The organism is Streptomyces sp. NBC_00080 (genome assembly GCF_045041255.1).
Lineage (GTDB): Bacteria > Actinomycetota > Actinomycetes > Streptomycetales > Streptomycetaceae > Streptomyces > Streptomyces coriariae.
The window spans coordinates 9,535,849-9,551,756 of sequence record NZ_CP108235.1 but is presented as its reverse complement, the minus strand read 5'-3'; the positions used below and the strand labels follow the sequence as shown (position 1 = coordinate 9,551,756).

At 68.7% G+C, this 15,908-nt stretch carries 10 protein-coding genes; 7 read left to right on the top strand and 3 right to left on the bottom strand.

Annotated elements, in window-relative coordinates; all coding sequences use genetic code 11:
• Window positions 1–490 precede the first annotated feature (490 nt).
• Window positions 491–2,203 carry a DUF4157 domain-containing protein gene (locus tag OHU34_RS42620; RefSeq protein WP_405771955.1) on the top strand — a complete coding sequence of 571 codons (1,713 nt, stop codon included), beginning with the start codon at window positions 491–493 and terminating at the stop codon, window positions 2,201–2,203.
• Between the two features lie 1,183 nt (window positions 2,204–3,386).
• Here the strand turns inward: OHU34_RS42620 and OHU34_RS42615 are convergent.
• Both OHU34_RS42615 and OHU34_RS42610 read right to left on the bottom strand, forming a co-directional pair.
• Window positions 3,387–4,178 carry an alpha/beta fold hydrolase gene (locus tag OHU34_RS42615; protein ID WP_405771952.1) on the bottom strand — a complete coding sequence of 264 codons (792 nt, stop codon included), beginning with the start codon at window positions 4,176–4,178 and terminating at the stop codon, window positions 3,387–3,389.
• A gap of 153 nt (window positions 4,179–4,331) precedes the next feature.
• Window positions 4,332–6,506 (bottom strand): MMPL family transporter, encoded by a 2,175-nt coding sequence (locus OHU34_RS42610; protein WP_405771949.1) that lies wholly within the window; start codon window positions 6,504–6,506, stop codon window positions 4,332–4,334.
• Between the two features lie 408 nt (window positions 6,507–6,914).
• Between OHU34_RS42610 and OHU34_RS42605 the strand changes: the two genes are divergently transcribed.
• Together OHU34_RS42605 and OHU34_RS42600 are read left to right on the top strand one after the other, a co-directional pair.
• Complete coding sequence (locus tag OHU34_RS42605; RefSeq protein WP_405771946.1) at window positions 6,915–8,282, top strand: DUF1254 domain-containing protein; 1,368 nt, start codon at window positions 6,915–6,917, stop codon at window positions 8,280–8,282.
• Between the two features lie 77 nt (window positions 8,283–8,359).
• Window positions 8,360–9,469 carry an MBL fold metallo-hydrolase gene (locus OHU34_RS42600; RefSeq protein WP_405771943.1) on the top strand — a complete coding sequence of 370 codons (1,110 nt, stop codon included), beginning with the start codon at window positions 8,360–8,362 and terminating at the stop codon, window positions 9,467–9,469.
• Window positions 9,470–9,487: 18 nt separating this feature from the next.
• On the opposite strand, the gene OHU34_RS42595 is transcribed toward OHU34_RS42600, so the two are convergent.
• Complete coding sequence (locus OHU34_RS42595) at window positions 9,488–10,213, bottom strand: GntR family transcriptional regulator (RefSeq protein WP_405771940.1); 726 nt, start codon at window positions 10,211–10,213, stop codon at window positions 9,488–9,490.
• Window positions 10,214–10,332: 119 nt separating this feature from the next.
• Here OHU34_RS42595 and OHU34_RS42590 point away from each other — a divergent pair, with 119 nt between their 5' ends.
• The 4 genes from OHU34_RS42590 to OHU34_RS42575 are packed head-to-tail and all read left to right on the top strand — an operon-like array spanning window position 10,333 to window position 15,831.
• Window positions 10,333–11,190: a fumarylacetoacetate hydrolase family protein gene (locus OHU34_RS42590; protein ID WP_405771937.1), complete on the top strand. Its 858-nt coding sequence runs from the start codon at window positions 10,333–10,335 to the stop codon at window positions 11,188–11,190.
• 46 nt (window positions 11,191–11,236) lie between these two features.
• Window positions 11,237–12,196, top strand: coding sequence for a VOC family protein (locus OHU34_RS42585; RefSeq protein WP_405771935.1), 960 nt, complete (start codon window positions 11,237–11,239; stop codon window positions 12,194–12,196).
• 9 nt (window positions 12,197–12,205) lie between these two features.
• Window positions 12,206–13,852 (top strand): bifunctional 3-(3-hydroxy-phenyl)propionate/3-hydroxycinnamic acid hydroxylase, encoded by a 1,647-nt coding sequence (locus OHU34_RS42580; protein ID WP_405771932.1) that lies wholly within the window; start codon window positions 12,206–12,208, stop codon window positions 13,850–13,852.
• Window positions 13,849–15,831, top strand: coding sequence for an acetoacetate--CoA ligase (locus tag OHU34_RS42575; RefSeq protein WP_405771929.1), 1,983 nt, complete (start codon window positions 13,849–13,851; stop codon window positions 15,829–15,831). The genes OHU34_RS42580 and OHU34_RS42575 overlap by 4 nt, the downstream gene beginning before the upstream one ends.
• The last annotated feature ends 77 nt before the right edge of the window (window positions 15,832–15,908 follow it).

Here is a 15,908-nt window from a genome sequence, read left to right as displayed (position 1 = left end):
ACACCTCTCAGGAGGCGGCCGCGGTTCACGGAGCGTCCCGCGGCCGCACCCGCGGGGTGAGTGATTGCGTCACGTCCGAAAGACACAGAGAGCCTCCGCATGGGTCTCCCCCTTCATCGAGCACCGAGTGCTTCATAAAGGCCCCGGGGTCGAGGCGTGACGCACGCTACAAGATTGTTAACAATATGCCCAGCAATCTCGCGGACATTTTTCGGACCCCGCCAGGAACTACGGGGTGCGCAGCTCTCCGCTCAACCGAGATGAACCTGACTCATGGACAGCGCGGCAAAGATTATGGCTGCGCTGCCAAACGTCACGGCTGCCAAATTCTGCTATGTTCTGTCAGTCCTGCCACTTAAGTGGCAGGACTGACACAGAGGGCCGGGTTCAAGCCCCGCGCGATATCCGATCGCGCGGCCGAGTCCGCCCCGTCGCCCCAAGCGCACTGCTCGCGGAGGGCCCCAAAGCCGCGCATCAGGAAGGCGTCACCGTGCACAGCAGAGACAACGTCAAGGCGGGGACCGAAGCCGGGCGCCCTGCACGCCCCGCCACCCCGCAGCGGACCGTACCGGGCATCCTTGCTCTGCAACGCGCTGCGGGCAACGCCGCTGTGCTGCGAGCCCTCCAGCAGGCCGGGCACCCCTGGACCCGGCACCAGCACACCGTCGGCTGCGGCCACAGCGCAGCCGAGTCGGCCGTCGGACCCGCTCCGATGCAGCGCTCGACCGTGCACGACGTGCTCCGCACCCCGGGCGAGCCCCTGGACCAGGCGACGCGTACGGACATGGAGTCCCGGCTCGGCGCCGACTTCTCCGACGTCCGCGTGCACAGCGATGACGCCGCTCGCACGTCCGCCGCCGAAGTCGGTGCCCGCGCCTACACCTCGGCCCACCACGTTGTGCTCGGCGAGGGCGGGGGTGACAAGCACACCCTCGCCCACGAACTCACCCACGTCATCCAGCAGCGCAAGGGCCCGGTCTCCGGCACCGACAACGGCGGCGGGCTGTCGGTCTCGGACCCCTCCGACCGATACGAACGCGAGGCTGAGGCGAACGCCACTCGCGCCATGCAGCGGTCGGTCGGCACGACGGCACAGTCCCCCGCGCACACCTCCGTGCCGGACGCCGCCGGACATACCAGGTCCCCCGCACAGACGCCCGTCCAGCGCTACGAAGTGGTGCAACCGGGCAGCGAGAGCTACCCCAAGATGCGCATCAAGCCCAAGGGCAGCAAGAACGCCACCGACGGGACCGGGGACGCGGACTTCTTCGTCAGCCAGGAGGCCGAAAACGGCAGCTACTTCGCCGACCCTGCCACGAGTACCAAGGATCTCCAGGCGAAGGTCGTCTACAACGGAAGCGTGCCGCTGCGCGTCTCGGACCGGGCGGATCTGGCGATCGAGGACACGGCTGAGCCGAAGTGCTTCTTCGCCACCGACGCGCACATCGAGGCGGCCAACAAGAGGTTGAAGGGGCGGGTCCGCCTCGTTGCCACCAGTCGCTACCTGAAGATCGCCAGGGCCGGCAAGTCCGAGGTCACCCTCCACCAGGTCATCCCCTCGGTGCCGGACAAGAAGCAGCAGGGCACGGACGTCAGGACGCCCCAGCGGTGCAACGAGATGGCCGAGTTCGTCAGCGGGGCCAAGGGGGCGAGCATCCAGGGCATCCAGGAGTGGGAGGACACCCTGGTGGCGATCCTCGATCGGGTAGAGAAGTCGAGCCGGCACGCCAAGGCGCAGAAGGACGCGAAGAAGAAGGCGGGCAAGGGCGACGTCGCCGCCTTCACGAAATGGTCCCATGAGCTGAGCGGCACCTACCAGCAGTACCTAGCGGAGTATCCAAACGAGATCAAGAAGGCACTGAAGAAGCTCGACGTCAACGAATACCTGACGCCGAAGCTCGGCATCCCGATCACGACCGTCGCCTACGGAACCGCCGAGCAGGAGGAGCACCGCAAGGCCTACGGCGACGACTATTTCTCTTACCACTTCGCGACGCCCGTCGCTGTCAGTGGCAGCGACTACATCACTATGGAGAACTACGCCCGGCGTGACGGGAGCGTCGGCAACCGGACCGCCTCCAGCGGCGACCCGCTCTACTTCTTCTGCATGTACGGGACCCAGCGCAGGAGTCAGACTTGGCATTCCCAGCAGGCCGGCACCGGGAACTTCCTCGGGGCGATCCTCTCGGTCCGTATCGGCTGAGCGCTCGGGGCCGGGCGCGAAGCCGCCAGGACCGTTGGCGTCTCCCCGGTCGGCAACGGGCTGGCTCCGAGCAGGCAGTCGTCGCGATGGGCCACAGCTACGCCAGCGGCTATGCCTGTACACGTCGGTGCCGCTGTCCCAGGTCACGCCGTCGACCCCGACCTTGCGCTGGGCTGGGCGCCTGCCGGAGATTACGCAGACCGCCTACAGCTCGCTCACCATCGGCCTGGGCCTGAAGCCCCGTCAGTCTGTGTTGATCCGCGGCGGTAACTCCTCGGTGGGCAACCGCTGCTCTGGCCGCAGAGCGCGGCGCCACGGTGCTGTCCACCATCCGGCGGGCCGACCGCCTTGTTCTGTTGAAGGATTTCGGTGCTGACCGCTCACTGCTCGACACGGGTGAGGTCCCGTCCGCGGTGCGCGGGCCCTACACGGGCGGCGTCGCCGCCACCTTCGATCTCGTCGGTACCCTGCCCGACACCCTGCGCCCTGTGCGCGTGCACGGCACGGCCTGCTACGGCGGCAGTCTCTCCAACCAGTGGTCGCTGCGGGGCTCCTCCCCGAACGAGTACTTGCCGGAGGGTTTTGCGCCTGATGGGTTGATTCGGCGCCGCCGCCGACCTGCCACAGAAAGCCTTCCAGGAGACCCGGGACGCGGTCGCGGCGGGCCAGCTCGCCTGTCCCGTGAACCGCGTCTGCGACGGTCTGGAGTAGATACCGCAGGCCCATGACGATATGGACCACGACGGCGCCACCGGCAAGCTCGTCGTCCGCGTCCGGCACTTAAGGGTCTTAAGCGTGTTGAAGGTAGTCCCAGCCACGTGACACCGCCCACCTCCCGGCCATCGGGCCGGACGCGTCAGCGCGCGCAACCCTGCAGGTCGTCGCTCCATGAGCACTCCGCAGCCGGTGCCCGCGTCCTCTCGCGAGCGGTGCTGCGCAGTCCGTTGGCCAGCCATGGCGTAACCGCGTAGACGGGAGGCGGATTTGATCAGAGGGCTGCTCGCTGCCCGACAACTTATTCGTGGTGCGGAATTGCGCTTCCGTCCCGGCCGATCTACCCGGTGCGGGCAGTTCCGACGGTTGCACCGATGACGGCGGCCCTGTCGACGTCACCGTCGCCAAGGTCGTCGAGTGGCTCAGCGGCCGTGTGTTCGCCGCCGTGGGCTCGCCCGCTGCGGACGCGTCAGCGGTCGGCGAGGAACCGTGTCACGGCGGGCAGGGCTGTGGGGTCCTGTAGGAAGAAGAGGTGCCCTCCCTCGAAGACGCGGAAGACGGTGTCGGGTATCTGCTCGGCTATGGCTGCGCCCCTGGCCGCCGGTGCGATGACGTCCTGTGCGCCTGAGGCGACGAGTGTGGGGCAGGTGACGCGCGGGAGACGGTCGAAGACGTCGTGTCCGGCGCGTGCCCTCAGTTGCCAGGCGGCGCCCGTCGTCTGCTCGGGTCGCCGGAACGGCATCAGTTGCGGCGGCACTTCGCCGGGCCCGGGTTTCGTGCGGTTCGCGGCCTGTGCGCGCGGGACGGGCAACTCGTCCAGGGGTGTGGGCGATCCGTGGCGCTGGCCCTCCCCCGGGTCGGCCGAGGCATGCAGGGGAAAGGAAGACCCGCCGGCGCCGCCCGACGAGGTGCACAGCAGCGCGAGCCGTTCGACCCGCCGGGGCGCCGTCACGGCCAGTTCCTGGGCGACCATCCCCCCGAAGCTCACTCCCAGCAGCCGGAAGCGCTGCCAGCCGAGGTGGTCGGTCACCGCCAGGGCATCCGAGGCGAGTTCGGCCATGGCGTAGGGCTCCCGGGGCATGCTCGTGAGGCCGATTCCGCGCTGGTCGAACGCGGCCACCTCGAAGTCCTCGACGAGCCGCTCGATCAGAGGTCGCGCGTCGTCAAGGGTGACTCCTGAACCGTTGAGGAACAGTAGCGCCGGTCCCGAACCGATCCGCACGTAGCGGAAGTCCAGTTCCTTCAGGCGCACGGTTGGCATGATCAGGGTCCCTGTCGTCTCGTGAAGGGGAAGCGTCGCTGAATGTGATCCTCAGCGCCCACGGGCTCTCTGGAAGGCGAGGCGAGCTGCCCAGTGCCGGGGCTCGCGGGGTGCGCGTCCGCAGGTCCGGCCCGGTGACGGCCCGACCGCGGTTCACACGGAGAAGTGGGGCAGGCGGCGCTCCAGCCAGGCAGGGAGCCACCAGTTGGAGCGGCCGAACAGGAACATGAGGGACGGTACGAGTACGAGGCGGACGACGGTGGCGTCGAGGATGACACTGACGGCCAGGCCCAGGGCGAGCATCTTGACGACGACGGTCGGCGATCCGGTGAAGGAGAGGAACACGGCCGTCATGATGAGCGCCGCGCAGGTGATGACGCGGCCGGTGAGCGACAGCCCCCTGCCGACGGCCTGTTCATTGTCGTGGCCGGCGTGCCATTCCTCGGAGATACGGGAGAGCAGGAAGATCTCGTAGTCCATGCTGAGGCCAAAGACGATGGCGAACATCATCATCGGCACATAGGACTCGATCGGCACCGGCTCGCTCATCCCGAGCAGGTGCTCGCCCCAGCCCCACTGGAAGACGGCCACGAGGATTCCGTACGAGGCGCCCGTGGTCAGCAGGTTGAGGACGACCGCCTTGAGGGGGATGACCAGGCTCCGGAAGACAGCCATGAGCAGCAGGAACGCGCAGACCAGCACGATGCCGATGATGACGGGGAGGCGTTCGGTGACCGTGTCGCGGAATTCGAGCTGGCCGGCGGTACTGCCGGTCAGATAGGCGGTCGCCCCGGTGTTCTTCAGAGCGTCGGCCAGGGTGTGGTCGGTGAGCGTCTCGAACAGGGCGCCTGTCTCGGCTGCCTGGGGGCCGGTCGTGGGCGTGACCGTGGTGATGAGCAGCTTGCCGTCCTTGGTCGGCTGAGGCGGGGTGACCCTGGCGATGCCGTCGGTCTTCTCCACGGTGCCGGTCAGCTCGTCCGCGATCTTGTCGGCAGGCTGCGTCGCGCCGTCGAGGTCGACGACGACGGTGAAGGGGCCGTTGGCGCCGGGACCGAACCCGTTGCCTTGGGCGTCCGAGATCCAGTCGTAGGCACGGCGCGTGGTACTGCCCAGTTGGTCGGCGCCGTCGTCGATGTGGCCCAGGCGCATGGAGAACAGCGGGATCGCGCACATCACGATCAGGGCCAGACCCGCCGTCAGGAAAATCCGCGGACGGCGGGCGACCAGACGTGCGTAGCGGTGCCAGCCGTCGTCGTCGCCGGCCGTCTCGGCGACGGGACGGCGGCGGATCTTGAGGCGGTCGATGCGGCGCCCGACGAGCCCGAGCGCGGCCGGGACAAGTGTCAGGGCCGCCAGCGCTGTGATCAGCACCGCAGTGGTGGCGGCCAGGCCGAGGCGTCCGATCATGCTCAGGCCGCAGGCGTACAGGCTCAGCAGAGCGACGGCGACGGTGACGGCTGCCACGATGACGGCTTTGCCGCTTCCGGCGATGGTGCGCCCGACGGCGTCGTCGGTGTCATGTCCGTCGATGAGGTCCTGGCGGAAGCGGGTGGTCAGGAACAGGGCGTAGTCGATGCCCACGCCGAGGCCGATCATGATGGCCAAGGTGGGCGCCGACGTCGCGAACGTGAGGGCGCCGGCCACGATTCCGACGACGCCCATGCCGACGCCTACGCTGATCAGCGCGGTGACCAGGGGCATCAGGGCGGCGGCGACACTGCCGAAGGCCAGCAGCAGTACCACCAGCGCCGTGACGATGCCGATCGCCTCACTGGCCGCGTCATTGGCGGGCTGGCGGGCGATGTCGTGCAAGTCGCCGCCGTAGCCGATCTGGATGTCGGCGTCCCGGGCGGGGGCGGTCGCCTCATCGAGTCGGTCGACGTAGCCGTGGCCGAGCGTCTTGATGTCCTCGTCGAAGGACACCGTGGCATAGGCGGTGGTGCCTTCGGTGCTGGTCACGGGCTTCGAGACAGCAGTGATATGGGGCAGGTCCGCGAGCCGGGCCAGCGCCTTGTCGAGCCCGTCGGAGTGGCCCGCCACCGTGCCGGAGCCGACGTGGAAGACGACCTTGCCGTTCGGGTCGGCCAGCGCCGGATCGGATGCATTCAGCAGGTCGGCGCCGGTCTGTGTCTGACTGCCGGGCAGGCTGACCTCATCGCTGTACGTGGCCCCGACCGCCTTGTTCCCCAGCAGGGCGGCGGCCACCACGAGCAGCCAGACGGCGATCACCCATCCGGGATGCCGGGCGCAGAAGGCACCGCTGCGATGCAGCAGAGTCGGGCGGGTACCGGGCGGCGAAGGAGCCGGAGCGGTGGCGGGAGAGTGCACGTCGTCTCCAGGAGCGAGGTCGGACCCCGCAGAAGTGGCAGGGATGACACAACATAACCTAGAATCTGTCACCACTGCCATTTGGCACAGGTGCCAGTAGGTGTCGCTCGCCGAGCCGCCTGCCCGGACGGGACACGAGGCTCGGCCGAGCCGCCCGTCGTCGACCGACCGCTACGCAGGAAAGAGGGCCATTTGCATGGACGACGGAGCACGAACGGAGCGCCACGCCGCAGCCCCATCTCACCCAGGGGAACAAGCCGCGGCCGAAACCGATTCGCCGTCCTCGCTTCGACGCCAGCGCCGGCCGCGGTCCCGGCGCCCTTCGCCTTCCCCGAGCCGCGGACGCACTCGCGTGGGCGACCTGTCCATCAGCACGAAAACGCCACGCCCCTTCGCCCAGGAGACACGATGCAGCCCACGAACTCCGGCCCCCTGCCCGCCGATCCCGCGCTGGACAGAGTCGGCAGGATCATCGACATCGCATTGCAGGCATATGTGTACGGCTATCCGCTCGTGGCGCTGCGGCGGACCCGCAGCCTACTCACCTCGAAGGATGTCGCCATCGGAGCCCCGGTCAACACGTTCCTGCACGTCGAACGCCTGATGACGCCGCGCAGCCGGGAGGTTGTCAAGCCCAACAACGACACGCTCTACTCCTCCGCGTTCCTCGATCTGCGTGAGGGCCCGCTCCTGCTCACAGTGCCCGACACACAAGAGCGCTACTACAGCCTCACGCTCTTCGACGCGTACACCAACGCCTTCGCCTACGTGGGACGGCGCACCACCGGCACCCAGGCCGGCCAGTACGTCATCACGGGCCCCCACCACCACGGTCCGCTTCCCGAGCTGCCGCTCCTGGCCAGCCCCAACGACTCGGTGTGGCTCCTCGGCCGCACGCTCGTCGACGGCCCCCACGACCTCAAGGCCGCCTGCGACACGATCCGCCGCTACACGCTCACCACCGTCCACGGCGCGCCCCCGCCCTCCGCCCACCACCACGGGCCGGTGTTCTCCCCGCAGCACCTCGGAGGCAGCGGCATCGAATTCTTCGACGAGATGTGTGCCGCGCTCGAGCTCGATCCTCCGCCGGCCGCCGACCGGTCCATCCTCGACCTCATCGCGCAAGTGGGAGTCGGACCGGGGCGGTCACCATCTCGGGAGGTGGCCGATCCCGTGGTGCGCGCGGCCCTCGACACGGTAGGGGTGAGCGGTGACGCGCTGCTGAACACGCCGCCGGGCGCGGCCACCCGCGACCGAAAGGGCATATCGCAGCACGACGGCTGGTCCTACTACCTCAGTACCGGCAGTTACGACCGGCGCTACCTGGTCCGCGCCGGGGTCGCCCTGCAGGGCATCGGAGCCGTCCACCCCAACGAGGCTCTGTACATCGGCGCTCGCGCGGACGCACAGGGCCGCCCGCTCGACGGCAGGCGGCGCTACCTGCTGCGCTTCGAGCCGGGCCGGCTGCCGCCCGTCGACGCCTTCTGGTCGGTGACCGCCTACGACCAGGAGCAGTACCTCATGGACAACCCGCTGGAGCGCTACTCCGTCGGCGACCGAACACCTCAGTTGGCGTACGGCGATGACGGTTCCCTGGAGCTGTACATCCAGCACGACGAACCAGTGCAGGGCCCGTCGAACTGGCTGCCTGTCGGGCCGGACCGTTTCGAACTCACCGTCCGCTGCTACCAGCCCCGCTCCCCGCTCCTGGACGGCCGTTACACCTTGCCGCCGCTCGTAGCCGGCGACGAATGTCCTCCCCCGTTGGTCGCATAAAGATCGTCATCGGGACACGAATTCCCACGTCCTGTGCCTTGTCTCAGGATCGCCTCCCTCCCCCGCAAGGAGTCTGCATGCCGAACAGCCGTCGCCATCTTCTGAAGTCCGCTACCGCACTGGCCGGAGCGGGCACTCTCTCCCCGATCCTTACGCCCATCGCGTCCGCCTCCGCGCAGACGTACGCGAAGGCGGGCGCCGTCCCGCCCCACGGCGCGCACCTCGTCCTCCTGGGCACCGCTGCGGGTCCCGTTCCCATGGCCGGCCGCCGTGGCATCGCCAGCGCCCTGGTCGTGGACGGCCGCGTCTATCTGGTGGACATGGGGCACGGGGCGTTCGATCAGTTCCAGTCGGCCGGGCTGGACATCGGCGCCGTCGAGACGGTCTTCGTCACGCATATGCACTCCGACCACCTGGCCGACCTGTACACCTTGCTGTGGCTGCGGTTCGGCGGTATCGATCCGCTCGCCCGCCCTCTGACGATGTACGGCCCTGGGCCTGCGGGGGCTCTTCCCGAGCCGTCCTCCGGCCAATCGGTCGCCACTGTGGCACCCGATAGGCCCACCCCCGGCCTGTCGGACTACATCGACAGCTCCATAGCCGCCACCGCCTACGACATCAACCTGCGGATGCGCGACGAGGGCTGGCCGGACATCCGCACTTTCGTGGACGTGCGCGAGATCACCGTGCCCGATGTCGGCGCCTCGCCCACCGGGGCCATGGCGCCTGCCATGTCTCCCTTCCAGGTCTGGTCCGACGATCACGTGCGGGTCACCGCGATCCTGGTGGATCACCCGCCGGTGTTCCCCTCTTTCGCCTTCCGGTTCGACACCGACTACGGTTCGGTCGTCTTCAGCGGCGACACGACGATCACCGCCAACATGGTGACCCTGGCCCGGGACGCCGACATCCTGGTGCACGAGGCCATCGACATGCAGGCGGTGCAGCAAGCCGGGAACCTCACGCCGGAGCAGCTGCAGCACCACGAGAACAGCCATGCGGATGTCACCCGGATCGGCAGCGAGGTCGCCCAGCCGGCGAACGTGCGCACTCTGGTGCTGTCCCACCTGGCTCCGGGAACGAAGGCCGTTCCCGACGCGAGCTGGAAGGCGAAGGCCGGCAAGGGCTTCAAGGGCAGGGTGGTGGTAGGCAACGACCTTCAGGTGCTGCCCGTCACCCGACGCTGACGCGCACGGCCCGGCAGCCTACGCCGGGATCCCTGGGGCCCCGGACTCCGTCGGATCGGAGTCGAATCGCCCGGCCTCGGAATCGCTTCCCTCGGCGACGGCGCGCAGCCCTTCGGCGGTGCGGTCGATGTGCCGTGCCAGGAGATCGGCGCCGCGGTCGGAGTCCCGGTCGACCGCGGCCCTCAGGAGAGCCTCGTGCTCGCGGACCACGTCCCGCCCATAGTCGTGCCCTACGGGGTGGGCCCAGTGCCGGTAGATGGCGGCCGCGTCCCTGAGGCCCATCGCCACGGAGAGGAGCTGGTCGTTTCCGCAGCCGTCGAGCAAAGCCTGATGAAACTGCTCGTGCACGTCGAACCACTCGCCGTTGAGGCGGCCATCGACCGTAATCGGGGTGGCGGCCAGGTGGTGGTGCGCTGCGACCGCTTGCGCCTCCCACCTGATGGTGCCCCGGCGTACAGACAGGCGGAACACCGCCGGTTCGATCTCGGTCCGGGCCTCTGTCAGCTCGTTTAGATGTTTCAAGGAGAGGGTCATGACGCTGAAGCCCTGCTGGGGTGTGGCGACGACCAGCCCCTGCCCGGACAGCCGGGTGAGCGCTTCGCGGACCACGGACTGACTCACCGAGAACCGTCGCGCCAGTTCCACCAGCCTCAGCCGCTGCCCCGGTAGCAGGGCTCCCTGGAAGATCTCTTCCCGCAGCTGCACGTAGACCGCGCCTGCTCGTGTCACCTTCTCCACCGTCATAGTGGCAGAGCGTAGCAGCGCTGACGCCATACGACTTAAATATCGTTAATCTATTGCCTTCTCGCTAACGCGCGTGAACACTGGGTTTCAAGTGCCGATAACGATCCAAGGAGATGTGCATGCGCTTGGCGAACATCAACGGTCGCCTGGCCCTCCGCGCAGGCGACGGCTTCATCGACGTCGCCTCGGCGAGTGGCGGGCGGTTCGGTCCCGACCCCCAGTCCGTGTACCCCCGCTGGCCGGAGTTCTCGGCCTGGGCGCGGGACGAGGCGCAGGTCCAGGACGGGCTGGAGGTCACCGAGCCGAGCTCCGACGCCGTGTGGGGACCGCCCGTGCCCAGCCCCCGGCAGATCTTCGCCATCGGCCTGAACTACCGCGACCATGCGCGGGAGTCCGGCATAGACGTGCCCGAAGAACCCCCCGTCTTCACCAAGTTCCCGACCTCGCTGACCGGGCATCAGCAGGACGTCGTGCTCCCTGAGGGGTCTGTGGACTGGGAGGCGGAACTGGTGGTGGTGATAGGCCGTACCTGCCACCGCGCAACCCGGGAGACCGCCTGGCAGCACGTGGCCGGGCTGACCGTGGGCCAGGACCTCTCCGAACGACGGCTCCAGCTGACCGGCCCGGTCCCCCAGTTCTCCCTCGGCAAGTCCTACCCGGGATTCGCGCCGGTCGGCCCCGAGCTCGTCACGCTCGAGGAGTTCGACGACCCCGACGACCTGGAGCTTGGCTGCAAGCTGCTGGACGGCGAGGTACTGCAGAAGGGCCGCACGTCGAACATGGTCTTCGACGTGCCCGAACTGATCGTCCGCCTCTCGGCCGTCTGCCCCCTCCTTCCCGGTGACCTGATCTTCACCGGCACTCCGGCCGGGGTCGGCGCCGGGCGCACTCCTCAGCGCTTCCTGGCGCCGGGCGACGTCCTGGTCAGCTGGATCGAGGGGATAGGCACTCTGACCAACCGGATGGTGTCCGCCTGAACAGCCTCGCTCCTGACCGACCCTTCACACGAGGAGACCTGGTTCCATGCCGCTGCATCGCCTGACCCACATCGTCATGGGCGTCCCGAACGTCACGCAGACCGCCCAGTACTACACGGAGTTCGGTCTGACACCAACGGCCGAGTCGACGGACCGCTACCCCGCCGCCGCGCATCACGGCTTCGCCACCGTCGACGGGGGCGAGCAGCTGCGCATCGTGCAGACGCCGCGGCGCAGGCTGGTCGAACTCGGCATCGGGGTCGACGACCCGGACGACCTGGACCGTGTCGCCTCCACGCTCGCCGCTTTGGACGTCCCCGTGGAACGGACGCCGTCCGGACTGACCGCCGTCGACCGCGGCACAGAGGTACTGGTCCGCGTCGAAGTCGCTCCGCGCTACCAGCAGACCCCCCTGCCGGAGATCGCTTACAACGCGCCGGGAACCACCCCTCGCCTGCAGGAGCGCGCTCCGGGAATCCTGCGCCCGGGCCCCGTCCGGCCACGCAAGCTCGGTCACGTCGTACTCGGGTCCACGGACCAGGAATCCTCGCAGCGCTTCTTCCAGCAGGGCATCGGCTTCAAGATCAGTGACACCGTTGCCGGCCTCGCCTCCTTCATGCGCTGCTCCACGGACCACCACAACGTCCTGGTGCAGCAGGCTCCGGTGGCCTTCCTCCACCACACCTCGTGGCAGGTGGACGACGTGGACGAGATCGGGCGCGGTGCCACAGCCATGCTGGAGGCCGACCCCGATCGGCACACCTGGGGACTGGGCCGTCACTTCATCGGATCCAACTTCTTCTGGTACCTCAAGGATCCGGCCGGCAACTTCTCGGAGTACTACTCCGACATCGACTGCATCGTCGACGACGCCCTGTGGAAGCCCGGCGTCTGGGAGGGCGCCAAGTCCCTCTACGCCTGGGGCCCGCCGCCGCCCCCGTCCTTCCTCGCCCCCGAAGACCTCGCCGGACTCATGACCGGGGCCCACGCCCCTGGTGCACAGTAGGAGCACAGCATGCCTCTCGACAATGACGCCGAGGCCAGTGACGTCCTGGTCGTCGGGGCCGGTCCCGTGGGACTGGCCTGCGCGCTCTATCTCGCCCGCCGTGGATGGACGGTCACCGTCCTCGAACGGTGGCCCGCCCCGTACAGCAGGCCCCGGGCCGTCCACTTCGACGACGAGGTCGCGCGGCTGCTCGCGGACGCCGGCATCGGCGAGGACATCGCGCGCCTGACGGAACCGGCCGACACCTACGAGTGGCGCAACGCCGCCGGTCAGACACTGCTGGCCTTCGACTGGTCGGGCCTCGGGCCATCGGGCTGGCCCGTCGCGTCGATGATGTACCAGCCCGATCTTGAAGAGACCCTCGCCGCTGCGGCGGAGAACCTCCCGGGCGTCGCGCTGGTGCGAGGACACACGGCGGTGGCGCTGGAGGAGCACACCGAGGCCGTCGTCGTGACGGCACACGACCAGCACGGTCTCGAACGTCGCTTCCAGGCCTCCTATGTGATCGGCTGCGACGGGGCCAACAGCTTCGTCCGCGAACGCATGGGGACCGACACCACAGATCTCGGATTCTTCTACGACTGGCTCATCATCGACGTGCTCCCGCACGGGGAACACGAGTGGAACCCGGTCAATCTCCAGATCTGCGACCCGCTCCGCCCTACGACCGTCGTCTCCGGCGGCCCGGGACGACGCCGCTGGGAGTTCATGCGCATGCCCGGCGAGACCGTCGAGGAGCTCAACACCGAAGAACGGGCCTGGGAGTTCCTGCGGCCCTGGGGCCTGACCGCCGACAACTCGACTCTGGAACGGCACGCCGTCTACACCTTCCAGGCCCAGTGGGCCGACGTGTGGCGTTCCGGCCGGCTGATCATCGCCGGGGACGCGGCCCACCTGATGCCCCCGTTCGCCGGGCAGGGCATGTGCTCCGGCATCCGCGACGCGGCCAACCTGAGCTGGAAGCTCGACCTGGTCCTCCGCTCGGCCGCCAGTCCCGCCCTGCTCGACTCCTATGGCCTGGAGCGCGCCGCGCACGTCCAGCACGCGATCGGGATGTCGGTCGAGCTGGGCAAGGTCATCTGCGTCACGGACCAGGATGCGGCTGCGCTCCGCGACGCCTCGATGATCGAGAAGGGCGCCGACCCCGAGCGCATTCTGCCTCCCCTTCCCCCGCCGACCCTGATCGACGGTGTCATCGCGCGCGGTACCCACAGGCTTCAGCAGCGCTCCGCGGGCCGGCTCAGCATGCAGGGCAGGGTCAGCCGTCGCACTGTCACGGGGCTGCTCGACGACGTCGTGGGCCGGGGCTTCCTCGTCGCGTCGACGACCGATCCCAGGGAGGCGCTGACCGCGGAGCATCTGGCCTTCCTCGATCGCATCGGCGCCCATCTCGTGCGCATCGTCCCGGCCGGGCAGGAGAAGGAAGCGATCGACGTCACCGACGTCGATGACGTCTATCTGCCGCATTTTGCGTCGGCGGGACACATCGGTGCCGTCGTGCGCCCGGACCACTATGTGTTCGGTACGGCGTCCACGCCTGGAGATCTGGCGCACCTCGTCGACGAACTCGCCCGCATGCTGGGCACGGACGACTGCGCCCCTTACAAAAGCCGGAAGCCGGGTCTCGCGGCAGCCGCTGCGGACGGTGACGCATGAGGCGGACCGACGCGCCGAGCGCTCCGTCCCCCACCTGGACGCCGGACCCCGCCCGGACCGCAGCCTCGAGGATCGCGGACTTCGCCGGCTTCGTGACAAAGCGCACGGGCGTGGACCACTCCGACTACGCGGCTCTGTGGCAGTGGTCGGTCACCGATGTGCCGGGCTTCTGGTCCGCGGTGTGGGACTACTTCCGCATCAGCTCGGACGCTCCGTACGAGGAGGTCCTGGACGACACGCCGATGCCCGGGACCCGCTGGTTCCCTGGGGCCCGGGTCAACTACGCCGAGCACGCCCTGCGCGCTGATCTCCCGGGCGAGGCGATCATCTCCGTGAACGAGGACGGAAGCGAGACCCGCACCAGCTGGAGCGAACTGCGCCGTCAGGTCGGCTCGGTGGCGAACTGGCTGCGCGAGCGGGGCGTCACCGCGGGCGATCGCGTCGTCGGCTACTTGCCCAACACCACACATGCAGTGGTCGCCTTCCTGGCGACCGTGAGCATCGGCGCGGTCTGGTCGGCCTGCGGCCAGGACTATGCCGCCTCTGGCGCCGCTGCGCGCTTCACCCAGCTCGAGCCCGTGGTGCTGTTCGCAGCCGACGGCTACCGGTGGAATGGCAAGCTACACGATCGTCAAGACGAGACGGACCGGCTGCGTGCGGCCCTGCCCTCGCTACGGCACGTCGTCACCGTCCCCCTGCTGGGCCTCGCGCAGAAGACGGACGAGGCGGTCGCCTGGGCGGATGTGAGCGGAAGCGACAGTGAACTGGAGTTCGAGCGCATGCCGTTCGATTCCCCGCTGTGGGTCTTGTTCTCCTCGGGAACGACCGGGGTACCCAAGGGCATCGTCCACGGGCACGGCGGTGTCCTGCTCGAACATCACAAACTGCTGGGGCTGCACCTGGACCTACGGCCGGGCGAGCGGTTCTTTTGGTACACGACCACCAACTGGATGATGTGGAACATCGTCGTCTCCGCGTTGCTGATGGGCGGCACGGTCGTGCTGTACGACGGAAGCCCCACGTACCCGGATCCGGGCCGACTGTGGAAGCTGGCCGCCGAGCACCGGGCGGTCCTGCTGGGTGTGAGCCCTGGGTATCTGCACGGCTCCGCTCGCGCGGGGCTCGAGCCCGGACGGGACCATGACCTGTCGTCGCTGAAGGTGCTCGGCTCGACGGGAGCACCGCTGACGGCACAGCCCTACGAATGGGTGCGTGAGAACGTGGGCTCCCACGTCCAGGTTGCCTCCGTCACGGGCGGCACCGATGTGGTGAGCGCGTTCGCCGGCAGCGCGCCGACGACGCCGGTGTGGGCGGGAGAGATCTCCGCGCCCGCGCTGGGCGCGGCCGTGGACTCCTGGGACGCCGAGGGACGCTCCGTCGTGGGCGAGGTCGGCGAGCTCGTCGTCACCCGCCCCATGCCGTCCATGCCCCTGTACTTCTGGAACGACCCGGACGGGGCGCGTTACCGCGAGGCCTACTTCGACATGTATCCCGGCGTGTGGCGGCACGGTGACTGGGTGACCCGCACGCCCCACGGCAGCATGATCGTCTCAGGCCGTTCGGACGCGACGTTGAACCGTCATGGTGTACGGCTGGGCAGCTCCGACGTCTACGCTGCCATCGATTCGCTGCCCGGCATCCAGGAGGCCCTGGTCGTGGGCGCGGAGCTGCCCGACGGCGACTACTGGATGCCCTTGTTCATCGTCCTCGAGGAGGGCGCCGAACTGGACGACGCCCTGAAGAGGCTGATCACGGAAGCGGTGAAGACCCGGGCGTCGCCCCGGCACGTACCCGACACGGTGATCGCCGTGCCGTCTCTCCCCCACACTCGGACGGGCAAGAAGATGGAAGTGCCGGTCAAACGCGTCCTGCAAGGGGCTGCTGCCGAGGATGTCGCCAACCGACAGGCTGTGGACGACTTCGACGCCCTCGCCTACTTCAGCCGCTTCAGCCCCTACCGGCAAAGCGCCGAGGGATGAGCGGGATCACGGCCCGGCCGCCGACTGAAGTCGCCTCCTCACTTCGCGAGTCCAGGTAGGACGTCGCGCTAGGAACG